We start from the raw sequence: 18,061 nt of genomic DNA on the forward strand, positions 1-18,061 counted from the left end.
TCCCAGATCTGATGACTAAATTTAGACAAACATGAAAACTGTCTTATTCTAGTCTGACATTTTTTTCAAAAGCATTTTGAAGAAGCCTATAGTCGCTCTAGATGCAAATCCTAAAACCGACATCAATTGTACTAGCCCTTTAATTTTTTCGATAAGGCAACGACTGGGTAATCTCTTAAACTTCTGAATTTTAAAATCTTATTCATACCTTAATTAAATCTTTTTATCAAAAATTATCTAGTATAATAGAAAGAAATATTTTAGGAATTTGAGTATGTTGTGGTTAGGAAAAAAAGAGATTGAGGGCTTACAGAATATTTTAAATATTTTAAATGGTGATGAATTTAGTTTAGTTCATATTCAAGAATACGATGAAACCCGCCCCGTTCCAAATCGCTCTTTTAAAAAGCATAATAGACTAGCATCATTTAAAATAATCGATTCGCAAGGACTTGAACAAACAAGTATTTTAGAAACAGAAAATGTTATTGGGAAACCTGATTGTGATTATCTTGTCAAGTTAAGTCAATTAAAATTTGAAATTAATAAATTCACAACATTTCCAGAGCAACCAGAGAAAATTTTGATTGATAGCTTAATACTAGGCATTGTCAACGATAAATATTTAAAGATAAGTTGTTTAGAAATAGATAGTAATAATAACGTTATAATTACTCATACACTCAGTGTAGATTTAATAAATAATAATATCCTGCCTAAATATATAGAAGAAATTAAAAATCATTTTATCAAAGGTTTCCACCTCGAAGAAGATGAAGATGTTAAATAGGATGAAGATCCAGAAGAATATAACTATTATTAAAATTGATGTGCTTCAGACCTGCCAATTGAAGAAAAAGCTGCCCTTTAAATTGTACCAGAGTAACTCGCTATAAGTTGACTTTTAATCTGTAAATGCTGCTTGCCCATCAAAACAATTCTAGTTAATCCTAAAAATTGTTGATCGCTTGCTTTTTTTAGCCAATTCTGACGCTGTTGCTGAACTTTAGTCTAAAAAAGCGATCACTCTTTTGAAGACTTGGGTTTAAACCACTCATAACAAACCAGTTGAATATCCTCTCTCTGAATAATTTTGAGAGGATTTGTATCTTGTTCATCTTCTAATCCATCATACTGATTAGTTTCAATGAATAGCTCATCTAAATCAGCAACCAATCCGTTAACATCCTTACTGGTAAAGTACACATTCCAAATTCGCTTAATTTCTCGGTCAAAACTTTTAAGATTTACAGTGGTAATTATTTTTAAAATACACTCTATGGCTTCTTTATTGACAGGTTCATCTTGTAGTAGATCTAATTGAGTTAGAACATGGAAGATCTTTTGTAACACGTTACTCAGTTGAGGTTTTAGCTTGCTACTGGCTCGTTGCTTTTTAAAGTATTCTAATAAATGCTCGATAACCGTTTCCAAGATGAAGAAGATAGACGTGTCAAACGGAACAGGAGGTAATTCATCCTGCGTTGGATAATCGGATTCGGAGCATTTAAGCCAGTTAAAAATCTTACGCTTGTCTGTCACCATACGAGTCGGATCTGGCAAAATATGACCGTTTACACGGGGATAGAACTGCCAGAAGTGTTTATCAATGGCTTTGAAAGCTAAAAATAATCCCCCCTCTGACAAGTGTGGATCAGGGATATTGAAATAACGGGTACTGTGAATTCCCATCGGAATATCTTCAATTGCTTCAGCCGCTTGGTTTTGAATGAACTCCAGTAAAGGTAATCGCATCTCATCGAGGGACACTAAATCGGATAGCTGTTCTAATTCTTCTAAAATGGCTTGTTTTTCCGCTTCGGTATCCGCTTGTTTAAGACGGCAGAGTTCTTCAAGCGATCGCTCTGAGATCGTTTCTCCTAGTACACTGGCATCTAATCCTATCTCAAGGTCAATAGTGGCGATACGCTGCTGTAATCGTCTGACCAATCCCAGTAAGTTTTCTAGACCTTCTTCGGGAAAACAGTTGTAGATAGTCAGCGTTGGGTGGTCTGTCCCTAATCGGTCAATCCGACCCGCACGTTGGATCATCCGTACTGGATTCCAATGAAGGTCGTAATTAATGAGAACCCCTGCATCTTGGAGATTTTGACCTTCTGATAGAACATCGGTACAGATCAGGATATTGATCGCATCTTGTTTTAAAGATTCTCGTTCTTCTTCACTTTGAGTATTCGCTTTTGGGGCAAACCGTTTAACGATGATCTCTCGTTGTTTAGTAAGGGTTGCGCCAGTAATAATCTCTATTTTGGGTTCCCCCATTTGTTTAAGCCAGTCTGCATCTTTGAGTAGCTCAGAGTAGAGATAGTCAGCCGTGTCTTTAAAATAGCTGAAGATTAAAATTTTCTGACTTAAGAGCGAATCTAAAAGTAATTGCTTAAATGAGGCAAGTTTACGGTCATAGTCTTTGTGCTGTTCTACTGAAGCCTGAATCATTGCCAGAGTTTCCAGTATGCTGTTAAGGATGTTCAGATCAGCTTCAATATGCGATCGCAGGTTGTCAATCTGGTAATCTTTGGGATCAATCTCATTGAGTTCTGAGAGGATATTGCTTAAAACCCCTTCACCATCATCGGATGTTTCGGCGGCTAGGAGCAGTTTACGAAAGTGCTTACTGTCTAGTAGTTTTCCTTGTGTAGTTAAGATTTCATAAAATCGGGTTTGAAAATCCCGTTGATTGCGGACGCTATTACCAAAAGCAATTAGTGAACTTTCCAAACGTTTTAAATAGAGGGCTTTCTGTAGGGCAACCAAAGCCTGATTGCGCTTAACTTCATCAAGATCTTCTTTTTGCTGCCTTTGTTTAAAAGCTTTGATGTTATAAGGAGCAAGGGTTAGCTGGTCAATCTGATTAGCGATACTTGCATAAAGTCCAGCAAAACTCTCCTCGAAATTGTAGGTAAACTTCTCTAACTCTCTCTTAGGAAATTTAATCGGCATTCCATTGATTAAAATCTCCTCACCTGAAAGTTGTCGTTTGATCACATCCTGTCTAGAACGCCTCACCATCGTCTGGAGTAACAGTTCAGTAATTTCAACTCCACCTTTGGCTAAGGCTTTAAAGTAAGTTTTCAGATTAGAAATGCCCCATTCACGGTAATAGGTGTCACTGCCTCTAGTCAGCAGTAGGATCTGGTGATAAATATCAAAAACACTGTTATTAATTGGGGTGGCCGTCAGCAGTAAAACTCGTTTACTCCGTTTCCCACTACTGAGCAGTTTAAGTAAATTTTGAAAACGGTTGGTGGCACTGTTGCGAAAGTTGTGAGCTTCATCAACCACTACGAGGTCATAAGTATTATACCGCCTCACATCGAAGTCTTTACGGCTGATCTCCTCCTGTGAGATGACATCGGCTTTAATCCCAAATTCATCTAATTTCTTAAGCCAAACCAAATCTTTTAACTGAGCAGGACATACCACTAAAGCGCGAGGAACGTAGCGAGGTTTGCGTTCTCTAATCAGATAATAATCTAATACCCTTAACCCAATGTAGGTTTTTCCTAAACCGACCGCATCAGCAACGATACAGCCTCGATGTCGTTCAATTAGTCGGATGGCTCTAGTGAATCCCTCTTGTTGAAAGCTTGCTAGTTCTAATGCAGTACGATCGCCTTCTCCAATCATGCTGTCGTCTTTGAACAGTTCATAGAGAGCTTTGAGGAATATCTGATATGGTGTATAAGGTTTACTACCAAATTTAGAAGCATTAAGGGCATCGATCAGTTTCTCTTTGTAGTCCAGGTCAACACTTGGATCATTCCAGAACTTCTCGAACCAATTCTGTCTCAGGTCATGGGCGATCGCTTTCTGTTTATTGAGGATATTTAACTCGGTATTCCCTGCAATACCTGCGGGGGTAAAGTTAGATGAGCCGACGATGCTGTAATGGTCGAAGATATAGGCTTTGGCATGAAGGAATTGAGGTTGATCGCCATTTGCTCCAAATAGTCTAACGTGAATATGGTTTTGTTGTAGGTAGGCAATCAGGCGGTCAATTTGGTTTTTGTATTCTTTTTGAAAGGGACTCTCTTCTAAATGTTTGCTAATGTCCTTGCGGAAATAGCGCACTAAGTCGATGCGATCGCTCTGTGCTGGTCTAATAGTAGGATCGCGTCCGATGAGGAGACGGAAACTGGTTAATTGACTCATGGCTTCTTCGAGACGTAGCCATGCTTCAATGCGGAAGTAGCCAGTAGCAATGTCAAGGTTTAACTGACTTTCTACCTCAATCAGTTGTTTGAGGATAGATTCAAGGGTGTATTGGGAGTTATCTATGTAGTCGGGGAGGTGCATAATTATTGAACAAAATTATTAAAATCAGTAATTTTTACTAAAAATTCTTTAACTTTTGGATATTTGATATCTCCTTCTTGAATTAGATTGATCATTTTTTTATTTCCTTGAAGACTTTTTTGAAAAAGCTTGGCTAGACTTTGTTTTATTTGCTCAGAAGGAGACTGACTACTAACAAAATTTATTTGTTGTCCTATTTCGGGATTTTTCTCATTTTTTTCATTTTCAATCAAAGCTAATATACCACGCTGCTTGAAAGCAGCCTGCTGAATTTTTGTTTCAATAGTCTTAGAATTAATTGTCTTAAGTTTTGGATTTGTTTTTTCATTTCTTTTCTTAAAAATTTCGTTAACCAACTCACATAAAACTTTAGGATATACAAAATCTTCTATTTGCCAATCACAATTTAGCTTATTACTATTGGCAACATAATCAGTTTCTCCCAAAAAATTAGGTATTAATTCTTTATGAATTATTAATTTTCCATATTTAATCGTATTAATTTTTTGATATATATCTCTACCTTTACTGTCATTATCTAACAGTATCAATAAATGAGGATTATGTTCCTTATCTTGATAAAATGATTGATAAAAGTCTAAACACTTTAAAATTTTATCTGCACCGTTAGCAGGAATAATTTTAGGAAAAGGCAAATTAAAAAAATGACATAAATTTTCTATATAAATTTGATCAGTTTCTCCCTCTAAAATTAGATTATAAGGATCTAGTAGTTCATAATCTAAGCCGCCAATACCTAAATAATTTCTAATTTTTCGTGTCCCATCTATATGATTAAATTCAACAACTTCAGTGTTTAAAATATTAAAGACACTTTTTTGTCTTTGATAATATTTTTGAGAAATTCTTAAATCTAAAAGAAAAATATTATCTAATGTATAAGAATCAATAAAAATTGGTGAGTGTGTCGTAATAAAGATCTGTGTTTCACTTGTTATCATTTTCAAATGATTTAACAGTTTTTTTTGTAATCCTTGATGAAGATAAACATCTGGTTCATCAATTAGAAAAATAACTGATTTAGATTTAATTTTCTTAATCAGCCTACAGTGCAGAAGTATATATGCTAATCGTTGTAGTCCAGAACCTTTTCCTTCTATACGCTGATTGGAGCCATCATTAATAAAAAAAATAATTTCATCACTAATTAAATCTCTAAATTTCTTAATATCTGTGTCTATATCAAATCCAACTCCCCAATTTTCACGATATTCCTGAAATAGAGGATTGATCTCAGCCGATAAGATATTTAAAACTTCTAGTAAACCTTGTGTATATTCCTCAAAACTGTCTTTTAGTCTTGATTTTAACCCTCTAAATCTTGTTTTATCATATTCTATGTCATAGATATCTTCAATGATTTGATTAATTAATTTAGGAAAAGATATATTAATAGATTCTGCAAAAAAAAACTCTATTTTAGAAAAGAAGTTGTTGATTTCATGATCAGTCATATCTTCTTGTTTATCTCTAAAGTTTTTATTTTTTAATTTCTTCCCAGTTGTTTTTGTGATTTTATCCAAATCGAAAGAGCGACTTATCCTATAAATATCTTCATCATCTAAAAGAAAATCAATAGATATTTTAGGTGTAGTTGCTCCACCTCGACTTCCTTCAAGTTTATGAAATGGAACATCAGCTTGTCGATTATATTTATCAGGATTAAAAAATAAATCTATTGCTCTCAGTGTATTAGTTTTTCCTGTATTATTTTCACCGCATATAGTAATAAAGTTATTATCAGTATTAACTTCAAGTTTTAGATTAATAATTGAACGATATCTTTCAATTTGAATGTTTTTGATTTTGATCATAATCTTTTTTCTATTATTCTCCCCTAATAACCTTCAATTCTTCATCAGTTAATCTATACAAATGAGCAACCCTATCATCTATCTCCATTTCCCACTGCTCTACTCCGACTCCTTTGGCATCAAGACACTTTTGCACTAGGGCTTCTATGGCGAGGCGATCTGGTTTGGAGGTGGTAGGGATGGGGAGTTGTGAAACATAAGTAGGTTTAAATTCATAAAAACCATTTTGTCGGCTAGGAAATACTTTCTGAACTAAAAACCATAATATTTTTGAATTTAAAATACCTAATACATAACTTGGGTTTTTAGTAATGCAAATAGATGTCTTATCGTTACTAAAATGCCCTTCACAATCTAAAGCATATTGTACACCTTTAGTAATTGTTGGAATTATGATTTTTGTTTTTTCAAATTCATTCCAATAAGAACAAGATCTTAATTCCCAAAAATATTTGCCTTGATTTCTAATATCTCTTGCAATTAGAGATTGTTTGAAACTAGAGAAATATTCATAAACAGCAGGATAAGTTTTTGAAAAAATATTCTCGGCTTCTTTTTCTTGTTTATCACTCCAAGAATGCTTTTTATTCTCAGAAGACTCAATCCTAATTAAATATTGTTCAGCAAATTCTATCGACCAGCGTTTTATATTTCTTCCTCTTAGAAGAGGCTTGATTACAGAAATAGATGAACTATGTTGACGAATTAAATAATTATATGTTTGCTTATCTATCAAAAAAGCATCATTTAGCCCAGTTAAAATACCAAAATAAAACCGTCCATTGACGTACTCGCCCAACGGAGTCCCCGAAGCCCTCAGCTTATCCAACAACCGCAATACAGAAGGAGATTCTAACCGCCATCCATCAGCCGTTAACTCTTTTTGAAGTATTAAAAAACTACTTTGCTTAAACACTGAGGAAAACGTATCAATAGACTGCCCTTCTTCCCAATTCAACACACGGGCTTGATGATTCTCAGGCTTGCTTCTACTGACTAGGATGATACTCGGATATGCGATCGCCTCAAATACGGGTGCATCACCAAAGTCAATAAGATGCTGTACGGTTGCCGAGTCCCCTAAGAATTTCCGTAATTTTTCCCCATAGCCTGAACGGAAATACTTATTAGAGGAAATATAAGTTAAATGACCTCCTGATTTAAGTAGGTTAAACCCTTTCTCATAAAAGTAAACATAAAGGTCTGCCATCCCTGTATAACACTCGTACTCTAACTGTAAAGCGGGTTTAAGTTCCCTGATCTGTTCTTGTCTGACATACGGGGGATTTCCAATCACCACATCAAACCCGCCCTTAGTTTCAAACACATCCCGAAAATGCAGGTAATACTGGAAGAAGTTAAGTGATCGCTCTCCACTTTCAACCTCAGTCGCAAAACGTTCCAACTGAGTTAACTGAGTCGTAGCCGTATCCAGTTCCTTTTGTTGAATGCGACTAGCCCGACCCATTGTTTTAATCTCTATTGCTAGTTTCTTCCGTTTCCTTTCCCAGTAACTAACGCGATCCCTCACTGCGACTCGAAACACATTAGCCTCAGCTTCTAGAATTTGCTTTCTTAACTCACGGCGTTCCTCGGTTTGAGCATTAAAATAACAATGCTGTAAATCCAGTAAAGGTTGAATTGCTTGCTGAATAGGAGTCACCGCTAACATTCCCTGTTGCTCTTGCGTCGGGTCAGGAATTAACTGCTCACCATGAATCGTTGAAATGAGACTATCTCCACACATTAGCTTGTAGTCGAGGTTGGGCAGAGGTTCTACATCCTCAATATTGGGAATATCCACTACCAACGATAACCACATCCGCAATTTAGCGATTTCAATAGCTTCGGGCTTAATATCTACTCCATAAAGGTTATTAGCAATGATGTCTCGCTTCCATTGGCTAATCGTTAGGCTACCCCGTTGAACCGTCATCCCTTCTCGTCGAGCGATCGCCTGCTTCACATTGAGAATTACCTGCATCATTCCTAGTGGGAAAGCTCCCGACCCGACGGCTGGATCGAGACACTTAAGGGTATCTAAAGCTTGTTTGAGTTTTCGCGCCTGTTGGGAAGACATCAACTGATTGAAATCAGCATCGAGCAATTCAGGGTCATAATCGACAATCTTGCTAACTTGCTCCAAATCCATCCTCGTCTCCGATGCCAGATAACGACAGAGAACTTCAGTACACATAAACTGAACGATTCCTCTAGGGGTGTAGAACGTACCGCTTTGCCCCCGTTCTTCAGCCGCCAACAGATTTTCAAAAACTTTTCCCAACATCTCAGGGTCAACAGCCACATCCTCATCATCGGGTGTATTTTCAGAAACCGTAAAGTTATAGCTATTGAAGAACCCTAAAACACTGCTTGGCTCTCCAGGGTCAAACAGTGCATTGGGGATGATGATTCGTTCTGGTGTGATTTGTCCTGCTGCATCTATAACATCTGTCCCATAATCTTTGTCGAATAGACCACCATTGAGATAGGGAATTTGACCCCATTGGGATTCTTGATTAGGACGGTAACGGTTAAGGGTATCGAAAAACAATGGCTCTAGGATTTGGTGATAAAAATCTGTATCTTCGGGATCGAGTCTGAGTCGTTCATACTGGGTTTTCAAGAAACGGCGATCGCCTCCTAAAAATTCCTTTTTCTGTAAGAAGTAGAGAAACATTACTCGTCCTAATAAGCGTTGGCAAAATTGATGCAACCGTTCTCGATCCTCGAAATAGGAAGAAGGATTATGTTGTAGGACAATCGTTTGTACCTTCTCAAATAATTCCTTGTAGCCTTGATAAAATTTCTTAGTCAGCTTCTCAACATCAAACGCTTCACAATGAGTTTTGTAGAGTGAGTTGGGAGATTGACCATTAACTGCGATCGCTTCTAATCGATCTCGATCATAGGGTGTTGGATTATTGCGGTCAATTAGCAGTTTGCGAATGCTAACTTTGAGATTATCGAACTTATCCTTGTTATCCCTATTGACACGGGGATTGACTAACATGAGTTGGTTGTAATCCTTCGTTCCAAGTAACAGGTAATTAGAAGCACGACTAGATAAACTTTTTGCGATCGCCCTCATCCGACTACTGGCTATTGAAGGTGAAGCAAATTCTTGTTCTCGAAGATGGAACAATAAAACCTGTAGTGATTCCGTTCCTTTCGACTGATCGGCAATCAAATGAGCATCCCAAATAGCTTCTGTACTTCGAGTCGGAAGTGCTAAGTCATCAATTGGTAAGGGTTGAGCTTCGGCGTTATAACCAAGACGTTGAAATAAATTAGCGATTTCCGAGGGATTTCTAAGAGTTTTAAGATGATCTAACTGCAATAATCGAGCAGGCATGAAGGATTAACCACTACATTTTAATCGTCACTGATAGTATTCCTTCAAATTCGCTGATTCTTTCTAGTTGTTTTTACTGAATTTATCCTAAAGTTTAGTGTTTAATTTTTGGTATTTTAGACATCAGTGTTGACTGTATAAGAATTACAGCTTTAATTAAATTTATATTATTAATTAATTAAAATCGATTTGTAGTTTCTATTCAAAAAGTGATTTAGATCACTGACAGATGAGAAATTGAACAATTATTTACGACATCGGAGCTATTAAAGACACAAAGAGTCACAAACTATTGGTTCCTTCTTATAGTGGCAGAAGGGATATTATAACGGTGGCAATCACCAGACGCAGACAAACTTTGTATCCAACCGTCCATACTGAATCATTTTGGTGCATTGCAATTGTTATACACTGTTCGCTTCACAATTATTGATCTGAGCAAACTGCGATCACTATTGAAATTAAACATCTTATCATTTCTCAGTCCTAATATTTTACTGTAAAATAAATGCTACATCAACCGATTGTTCTAAGCATTTTTCAAAAATTTCTTTGATTAGGAATTCATCCATTTTAACTCGCTTAATTAAAGGTTGTGAGCTTAAACTTATTATCACTTGTGATTTTTGAATCTCAAGTAGATTGCCATGTTGTTTTAGAAGTTGACGCAAAGAATTATGATTTGATGGGATTTGGTCAAGAAAATGTTGCCAAATCTGAGACAAATTAATGACTACATCTTGGCTTTCCCATTGGATGAGCGCACTTTGCGAATCCCAAAGAATTTCTCTACTATTAAGCAATTCAGCTTTAACCCTTAAAGATTTTGATTGGAAAACCGTTTGGCAAGTTATTAGAAAAATTTGCATATACTCATTAAGAGTTTGAACCCGATTAGGGGGAATCAAATCAATAATTATTATCTGCTCATCAAAAGATTTTAAAGAAGCCGAGCAGCGAAAAAAACCTTCATACTTTTGAGGTAAAGAATTATAAATTAAATCCCAAATTGGTTTTAGCTCTGTCGAGATCTCATCTTGACAACGATAAGTGTTCCAAGATGAGATAGGAGAATCGCTTTTATTTTCGATTGAGATTGGTAAATCAGCCTGCTCTATTTCTGTTGTGGAAAGCTTAAAAAATTTAGTCTCAATTTCTTTTTTAACATAAATGCTACTTTTCTTGTTTGTTACAGAATTAGATTTTTTTCTCCCCTCTATCCAAATTACAGACTGTTGGGGTTCATTAGACACAATAGGTTGATTACAAAACAGAGCCGATTTAGACCAACACCAATGAGGAAAAGCTTGATCTGCGATCAGTGGATTAAATCTGATCTTGTGTTCTAAAATTGCTATACACTCCGGTTCATTATCTTCATTAATAGGTGTACCACACCAGCAGCACGTAAAACGCCAAATTTTTTGAGAAAAAAGGTAATAGAACTCAATATTTGCTAAATATAAATCTTCTTGCTCTTGTTGTTCTAAAAACTTTTGTATGATTTGAACAATTTCGGGTCTAAACTCTAATTTAGTCCGTTTGGATTGATTCCGTTCTACAGGAAAACTGCACTCTGAGGGATAAATAGAGTTTAAAATTTGAAAATAATGGTTCTTTTCTTGGCATTTCGCACAAAAACAAGAACTGATGCCAATATTAATTTTTTGATAAGTTGATGATTGGAGATAAGTACAGTATTGGATCTGCCCATTGAGCCAGGCTTTGACAAAATCTTCGAGCGATAAATAATGAGATTCAACTTTAACCTTAAATTCACCACCAGTTTCTATCAGTTGAAAAATAGGTAAGGAAGGGTTGGGGGATAAATCGGAAATTATTCGGAACAGCCAGACACATTCTACTCCTGACTGTCGGTAACGTTCCTGTCTGATTTGTGTCTCTACAATATTCTGGGGACTCCATTGAATCTCGAAAGCAATTTTTCTATTGCCTTTTATGGCTAGAACATCTGCCCGCCAGCCTTGCCCCGATACCTCCACATTGCAGGCAACTCCTGCAAGTTCAAGGCAAGCATTCCTGATCGCCATTTTTGCCCTTAGATGCTGTTCTGTTTCCCCTTTATATGAACAGTTTAGAGGCTTCGGATTATCGGGATGGTGAGCGAAAAACTGTAATCCTTTGTGACTGGTTTTGAGAATCCCCCGATTCTGACAACAACTCATAGTTACTACTTTAGTCCTGTCCTTCTGATACGTCTGCCATTGAGTTGTCGTAACTTCGAGAGCAATAACTTCCTGACCGTTAATAAAAGCACGAAAGGGCATGACAGAACTTAAACTAATATCTATTGATAACTCTAGAGTTCCCTAACGATAGATAAAAAATTGCGGATTTATTTCAAACGAAAATGGGTCAGAATCTTGCCAACATTCGTTGAGCCGCGAAGAACCTAGACCAAGCAAGAAAAAGAATGCAATTGGTTGACTAAAGTTGCTCAATTTCATCTAGCCATTTCTCGATTTGAGAAATTTTTTTCTCTAGTTGCTTTTGCAATTCAGGATTTTTTCGCTCCTTCACTCTCAAAAGTCGATCGCTTAGAATTTTCATTCGCCTCTTCGGTGTGACAACTGTTTCAGTATCCGTGATTTGAGTTTTTTGCCACTCTTTAACTTGTTCAACAATCTCTCGATATGACCAGGATTCGGCGATCGCTTGTTCGAGTAGCTCTTTTCTATCAAGCGGATCAGTGATCGCTTTGAGTTTTAATCCTTTGGTATATTCAATTTTTCCTTCTGAAATTGCTTGATAAAGCTCAATTGGGATTGACGATAGCTTCAAGCGGCTACAAGTAAAGCTGTACCAATCTCGGCCGTGAGAAGAAAAAATATCAATGACCGTAGAGTAGATTGGAGTGTTAGGGAAAACGTTTTCCCTGTCGGATTGATCCATTTTCTCCCAAGAATTTTTCATCTCATACAACAGTGATTGAACTTCTTCTAAACTTATTTTCGTGCGGAAGGCGATTCGCTTGAGAAGTCCGTCAAGTTCTTCAATTGGATTAAGATCTTTTCGATTGAGATTTTCATCTAGAGCCTCATCTAAAGCTTCTTCATCTGTTAAGTCTTTAACTCTAACGTTAATCGTTGTCAGACCAGCGAGTTGAGCCGAACGATAGCGACATTCGCCTTTGATCACTTCATAGAAGCCCTTTTTCGAGCTAGAAGGACGGACAGTTAGGGGATAATCTAAGCCACGAAGGGTGATCGAACGAGCAAGAGAAGCAATATGTTCAGGTGGAAAATATTTCCGAGGTTGTCCAGACCAAGACATTAACTGTTCAATCTTTAATTCAGTAAGTTCAGTCTCTTTTTTTTCTTCGACTTGATCTTGATAGATAAAGTCTTTTAACGCATTGCGACGGGTAGACATAACAACTCCAAAACTTCATTAAATAATATTTGATAATCAGTGCAAGCCACTCTAGCGGCAGGGCTGACTAATTGAAAAACGGTACTATTCTGAGTCGGAGCGTCAGCGATACACTGTCTTTGATAAATAATTCCATCGAGGAGAGGAATATTTTGACTTTTCAAAACTTCAATTGATTCCCGTAGCAGGGTTGTTCGGGGAGTAGCGCGGGAGAGAAATAAAGCCGCATTGGGTTTTCCGCCTCTGATTTCTTGTGCATGGTTAATAAACCTTAAAATCTTGTTACTGCTATGTAGATCCAACCCTGAAGGTTGACAGGGAACAAGAGCTAGATCGCACCTTGTTAGAATTGCTTTCGTAATTTCAGAAAGACTTCCTGGCCCATCAATAACAACAAAATCATAACGGGATGAAAATTCAGGAAGAATTTCAAACAATTTTTCTGGGTCATTTTCGACTACATTGGGCATTGGTGAAATGAGAGACTTAACCCAAATGCTCGAACTTTGTTGAGCATCAGCATCAACCAACAAGACCGAACCTTCTCGAGAGAGCCAACTCGCTAGATGAACGGCGGCAGTCGTTTTTCCCGTTCCTCCTTTTTGATTGACTAGAGCAATAATTGGCATAAAACACTTTAAATATTAATCATTTTTAGATTAACATTTTAGATGCTTTCTATTGCTAAAAAGTGCCTAAAAAAGCCAAAAAAGAAATTCATTCGATGATGACTTGTCATCATCAAACTCTGACGTGCGATTGCGCGGCTCAAAGACGAAGAACAGCGAACCGAGTTGTTAGAAAAGGCGATCGCGCAAGACTTATCTTTAAATCAGATCAAAGAACGGATCGCCGAACTCTTATCTATTGATGCAAACTCAGCTATCCCTTTGGAGTATTGAGATCCGATCTCATGCCTGACAACGACTTAACCGTTATGGAAGATCATCCCATTTATAATCAAACCTGTATCGCTAATTCCGGTGGCATCGAAATGTCGCAGGATTATAAACATTCTAGGTTCGTTCATGATTAAAAGCAGGGAATTGTTAGGATTTTTTTGAATCCACCACCCTGTTTCTTGTCACAGACGTGTATTGACGGATTGCTCTTATAAATATTAAAAATCATTTGGCCTATAAATGTCTAAGCCATAAAGGTGTTCTACATAAAATTTTAACTGATTCAAATCATCATGCCTATGAAGGTAATTACCACCATCTTTATTAGGAACTACGGCAGCATAAAGACCCTTGTTTTCATAGAAGAAAGCACTATATGTTTTCTTTTCAATTTTTACAATCTCTGACCATTCCATCCCTAGAGTTACATTCTGAACTTGGGATGTATCAGGAAGATTCATCTTTGACTGGAAGCTCTTAGTGAACCAATGTTGGACAGTTCCAATCGTGAGGGGTTTTCTGGAATCAGCAGCATCAACTAGCTCATAATTTGCCTTACCTTTAGGATACCAAAGCTCAACGTGCATTCCATCTTGAACTAAAGCATCTATAAGGGGTTTAAAGTCTAGATCTCCTGTAAGTAGAGTAGCTTCCTGCATATTTCTTCGGAAAGAATGAGTAAGCATATCTACCGCAATCATAATATCAACTTGTTTTTGCTCTTGCCCCTTATTTTTATCTCGAAATCGTGCTGTGCCTTCATAAACATGAAATCTATCTAGTGATTTTAAATGATTAAATAATTCAATTTTAGGTTTAATTCTGCTTTTATAAGCTAACTCATTTTCACCTTCCTTTTTAACAGGTAGGCAGTCATAGTAAAAAACTTTTTGATAGCCCTTTGCTAGGTGATAATAATTAATTTCAAGTTCTCGATCTCCAAAAAGCTCTTTTGAAAATGTTGCTAATACAGAATCTAGAGAACCACCATCAATAAACAAATATTTAATTGGCTCAATCCCACTGGAGAAATGTTTATTAAAAGACATAATAACTTTTTTCAATGAAACTGTTTACCCTATTAAGTTGACTTAGGTTGAGATGAATTACTTGGCTAATTGAGCGGCAATGCAGGAAGAACTTCCACAGGATTAGGTTTAATGTCATCAATTTGAAGTCCCAATTTTTGAGACAGTTCTAAGACATTGTTTGCGAAATCAGCAGTTCCAGCAATGACGCTGGCAATTGTCAATAAAGCAACTATACGAGTTCTAATTCTCTGAAGCTTTTGCTTTTTTGGTGTGGCAATATCTTCTTGTAAATCGTCTAAATGAACTATAGCCTCTTCTCTTTGTAATTGAGGAAAATTCTGAGCCATTTGCCGAAGGGAAGTAATTAGTCTAGTAATCTCATTAATGTTTTGATTGATATTTTGAGAAAAATCTGAGGCAACTTGCTGTGCATTGTCCTGAACTTGGTTAGCAAAGTTGACAATATTAGCTCCCTGTAAATCATTTTTGAAGTTCTCTGCTCTAGCCTGACTCTCAGAAGATGAATTTTGCATTTGTGCTTGCCCTATGTTAATTTGAATAATTTTACTGTAATCGTGATTAGCAGCAATCTTCTTCTCCTCCTGAGAAAAAGTCATCCCTTCACCTATAATACCGTCTTCTTCTAGCTTCAATACCCAACGAAGAATCACATCTCTTGTCAATTCCACAATTGCTTGTATCGATGCTCTACTAATAGTTATCTTAATTTTAGCCTTAACTAAACGTACAATAGTTGTTTCTATTTCAAATGGTAGCTGGAACTCTAACTCGTTGTTTTTGCTATTACCTAAGGTAGTCAACTCACTAATTGATTGATAAATTGAGCAGTTGCATAAAGATGCGAATGAGCTTTCGAGTTCTGGAGTGGTTATTATTGGCTGCCATCCATGATAGGGATTTAACGCTCTTAACTGACCCCGAACTAAGCGATATTCGGGTACGGGAGTTTTACCATAACCATTCAACTCCAATTCAATCCAGATTTCAAACTCTTTGATTTTAAGCTTCTTCGACACAAGTAAAGCTTTGCGAAGCAAGTCTAAAACAGAGATAGAAGAATCAAGAGCATCTTTTTGTAACTCTAGGACTAATGAATTCACAATTATTCTTCTCAACTATTACAATAAAAATTTAAAAGATACTTTTACCTATCGATCATTTGGCTGAAGCCGTAGTAGCAATCTTATATATCTTCTTGGCTCTCAAGCCATCAGTTAAGACAGTCTTATAAGTAAGGAGAGTAAGGTTCTTGTCTTCAAACAGCTTAGAGAGTCCTGAATCAAAGTAATTGAGAACTCGCTCTCGCTTTTTACATAGCACTTGACTTTCTTTGAAACGCTTCAGTTTAATCTTTTCGTGAAACTGTCGCATCTGTGGTTCGACATCAGCCATAATTTTTAATCGCTTTCTTGAGTCTGTATATAATTCATAATTCCCAGTAATGCAGGAAAAATGACGATTGCTTGCTATTCTTTCAGTAATTCTTCCGATGCCGCCTCCGTTAATACCCGCCTCATCCATTCCGCTTTATTTGGCAAGCTTCTGATCGCTTCATCGACCTCGACGGAAACTCTTACCGTTAAAGGCTTGGCGGCTAAAGGTTCACTTAAGGCTTTCACTTGATACGGTTTTAACTGGTCGGTTTTCGGATTTGGGTTGCTCATTGTTTATGCTTTAATGTCATGTATACAAGGCATTGAGCTATAATATTATAAAATAACTTCTCTAAAATCGATCATGCCACAAAAAAGGAAAGATAACATTCCAACAGTAGAAAAGGTGCTGGCATATTGCTACCAACTTGGTACTGAGGATCTGCACCTAGTGCGAGACGCACTTGATATCTTGCTCGAACAGTTAGAAAAATCTGAGGATACCGGCTCAGATAAAGCTCGTTACGGAGTTGGCTATATCGAGAAGAAAACGATCAACAACTGCGGGCCTTATTGCTATCTCCGTTTTCGCCGCAATGGAATCCATCATTCTTTCTATCTAGGGAAAGAGCGAGAACTTTCGATTTAGGGTGCAGCCAAATACGCATTATTTAGGTTTTGAGCCTAAAGAGCGCACCCTAAATTCATTCACTCTTTTTGAGCTAAGAGTGTTTAGGGCGCAATTCCTAACGACGGAATAAGGTTTAAAGCCTTTTAAGCGCACCCTAAACTGGAAAAAATGCTGCTGGCGCAGCAATGACGATCGCACTTCACTGATGAAGCGATCGCTATGTCTACAAGCATCATTCCCCGAAACGCCGTTACCTGCAAACTGCTCGGTGACGGCTGGCGACTGAACTATTTCTACCCGAACTTCGCTACAATTACTCGCCCCGATGGGAGCCGCCACTGCACTTACATCGGATTTGACGATCTGACCGTTGCTCAGTCCTTCCTCGAAAATCTGAGCCAGAATTACCAAGTTGAACTCAGACGGGGAAAGCGTTTAGAGAAAGCTTGGGAGATCAAGATTATCGGGATGAGTACCGAAGCATCCTTCGAGCTATTACGGCAACTCTACCAGAAAAAGTAATCTAAAAATTGTAAATGACGATATCCGTTTGGATGTCGTTTTTTTTGATGCTCCGCATCGTTGTTTTATTGCAATTCTATCTTTTAAAGCAACGATGCCTCAACTTCTAATTAACAAAAAAGCGGATAAGTTCAAGACCTTAGCGGATGCTCTGGACTCCAAAATTCAGTATTACCTGAAGCCAGCGATCACTTCCCAACGTCCGACACGGCGACGTGCTAACATTGCAGCTAGTATGCAACAGGAAGGACAAAAGTTACAACAGATTCAAGGTTGGTTGTATGGGATGGCTGCTGCGCTCGAACAGGATAACCTATCACCCGTGCTTGAAGCGATCGCTAACCGTTCTCAGCTAGAACTGCTACAGCAAGTCCTAAACTGGGACAAGAACTCGGATCGTTACGGCGGTCGATCTAGTATCTCGGAGATCTGTAATCCTCAAAATACCCACTTCGACCATACTCGTATCAAACTTACGGCTCTCAAGTTAGGCGAACCCAATCACCTCAGAGCCGCAATAGAAGCCTTAGTTAGCTTCAGCGTCAAGGCTTCTGTCGATCCGCTCCAACTTAAAATACAGGAACTCGAGCGATCGCTGATTGGGCTACAGATACCAGGGTTTTTCCCAACCCCTGAGAAATTGGCACAACGGTTAGTCGAAGAAGCGAATATTCAAAAGGG

The 18,061-nt window shown here is 37.4% G+C and carries 14 protein-coding genes and 1 pseudogene; 5 read left to right on the forward strand and 10 right to left on the reverse strand.

Annotated elements, in window-relative coordinates; translation table 11 throughout:
* The first annotated feature begins 274 nt into the window (after nt 1-274).
* Nucleotides 275-790 carry a hypothetical protein gene (locus C7H19_RS18265; protein WP_106458361.1) on the forward strand — a complete coding sequence of 172 codons (516 nt, stop codon included), beginning with the start codon at nt 275-277 and terminating at the stop codon, nt 788-790.
* A gap of 233 nt (nt 791-1,023) precedes the next feature.
* Here the strand turns inward: C7H19_RS18265 and C7H19_RS18270 are convergent, their stop codons facing one another.
* From C7H19_RS18270 to C7H19_RS18295, 6 genes are all read right to left on the reverse strand, one after another.
* Nucleotides 1,024-4,317: a helicase-related protein gene (locus C7H19_RS18270; protein ID WP_181280663.1), complete on the reverse strand. Its 3,294-nt coding sequence runs from the start codon at nt 4,315-4,317 to the stop codon at nt 1,024-1,026.
* 2 nt (nt 4,318-4,319) lie between these two features.
* Nucleotides 4,320-6,152, reverse strand: a complete 1,833-nt coding sequence (locus C7H19_RS18275; protein ID WP_106458363.1) for an ATP-dependent nuclease — start codon at nt 6,150-6,152, stop codon at nt 4,320-4,322.
* Nucleotides 6,153-6,165: 13 nt separating this feature from the next.
* Nucleotides 6,166-9,507, reverse strand: a complete 3,342-nt coding sequence (locus C7H19_RS18280; RefSeq protein ID WP_106458364.1) for an Eco57I restriction-modification methylase domain-containing protein — start codon at nt 9,505-9,507, stop codon at nt 6,166-6,168.
* Nucleotides 9,508-10,001: 494 nt separating this feature from the next.
* The gene (locus C7H19_RS18285) at nt 10,002-11,795 is read right to left on the reverse strand and encodes a competence protein CoiA (RefSeq protein WP_106458365.1); all 1,794 of its coding nucleotides are present in this window, start codon (nt 11,793-11,795) and stop codon (nt 10,002-10,004) included.
* A gap of 160 nt (nt 11,796-11,955) precedes the next feature.
* Nucleotides 11,956-12,900 (reverse strand): ParB/RepB/Spo0J family partition protein, encoded by a 945-nt coding sequence (locus C7H19_RS18290; protein ID WP_106458366.1) that lies wholly within the window; start codon nt 12,898-12,900, stop codon nt 11,956-11,958.
* Nucleotides 12,876-13,529, reverse strand: a complete 654-nt coding sequence (locus C7H19_RS18295) for a ParA family protein (RefSeq protein WP_106458367.1) — start codon at nt 13,527-13,529, stop codon at nt 12,876-12,878. The genes C7H19_RS18290 and C7H19_RS18295 overlap by 25 nt, the downstream gene beginning before the upstream one ends.
* Nucleotides 13,530-13,591: 62 nt before the next feature.
* Here C7H19_RS18295 and C7H19_RS27350 point away from each other — a divergent pair, with 62 nt between their 5' ends.
* Together C7H19_RS27350 and C7H19_RS27055 are read left to right on the forward strand one after the other, a co-directional pair.
* Nucleotides 13,592-13,771, forward strand: coding sequence for a hypothetical protein (locus C7H19_RS27350; RefSeq protein WP_181280664.1), 180 nt, complete (start codon nt 13,592-13,594; stop codon nt 13,769-13,771).
* Nucleotides 13,772-13,813: 42 nt separating this feature from the next.
* A complete protein-coding gene (locus C7H19_RS27055; RefSeq protein ID WP_281261731.1) occupies nt 13,814-13,936 on the forward strand; it encodes a hypothetical protein in 123 nt (40 codons plus the stop codon).
* A gap of 84 nt (nt 13,937-14,020) precedes the next feature.
* On the opposite strand, the gene C7H19_RS18305 is transcribed toward C7H19_RS27055, so the two are convergent.
* The 3 genes from C7H19_RS18305 to C7H19_RS18320 form a co-directional block, all read right to left on the reverse strand.
* A complete protein-coding gene (locus tag C7H19_RS18305; protein ID WP_106458368.1) occupies nt 14,021-14,851 on the reverse strand; it encodes an NYN domain-containing protein in 831 nt (276 codons plus the stop codon).
* 65 nt (nt 14,852-14,916) lie between these two features.
* On the reverse strand, nt 14,917-15,954 hold the full coding sequence (locus C7H19_RS18310) for an AbiTii domain-containing protein (protein WP_106458369.1): 1,038 nt from the start codon (nt 15,952-15,954) through the stop codon (nt 14,917-14,919).
* A gap of 366 nt (nt 15,955-16,320) precedes the next feature.
* Entirely contained in the window at nt 16,321-16,518 is a 198-nt protein-coding gene (locus tag C7H19_RS18320) for a hypothetical protein (protein ID WP_106458371.1), read from the reverse strand.
* Between the two features lie 160 nt (nt 16,519-16,678).
* Between C7H19_RS18320 and C7H19_RS18325 the strand changes: the two genes are divergently transcribed.
* Entirely contained in the window at nt 16,679-16,876 is a 198-nt protein-coding gene (locus tag C7H19_RS18325; RefSeq protein ID WP_245927623.1) for a hypothetical protein, read from the forward strand.
* A gap of 18 nt (nt 16,877-16,894) precedes the next feature.
* Here C7H19_RS18325 and C7H19_RS25365 read toward each other — a convergent pair whose 3' ends face one another.
* Nucleotides 16,895-17,269, reverse strand: coding sequence for a hypothetical protein (locus C7H19_RS25365; RefSeq protein ID WP_146136545.1), 375 nt, complete (start codon nt 17,267-17,269; stop codon nt 16,895-16,897).
* 205 nt (nt 17,270-17,474) lie between these two features.
* Between C7H19_RS25365 and C7H19_RS18335 the strand changes: the two are divergent.
* Nucleotides 17,475-18,061 (forward strand): annotated as a pseudogene (locus C7H19_RS18335) (hypothetical protein); the annotation flags it as partial.

Source organism: Aphanothece hegewaldii CCALA 016 (genome assembly GCF_003007785.1).
Taxonomy (GTDB): Bacteria; Cyanobacteriota; Cyanobacteriia; order Cyanobacteriales; family Microcystaceae; genus Chroococcus; species Chroococcus hegewaldii.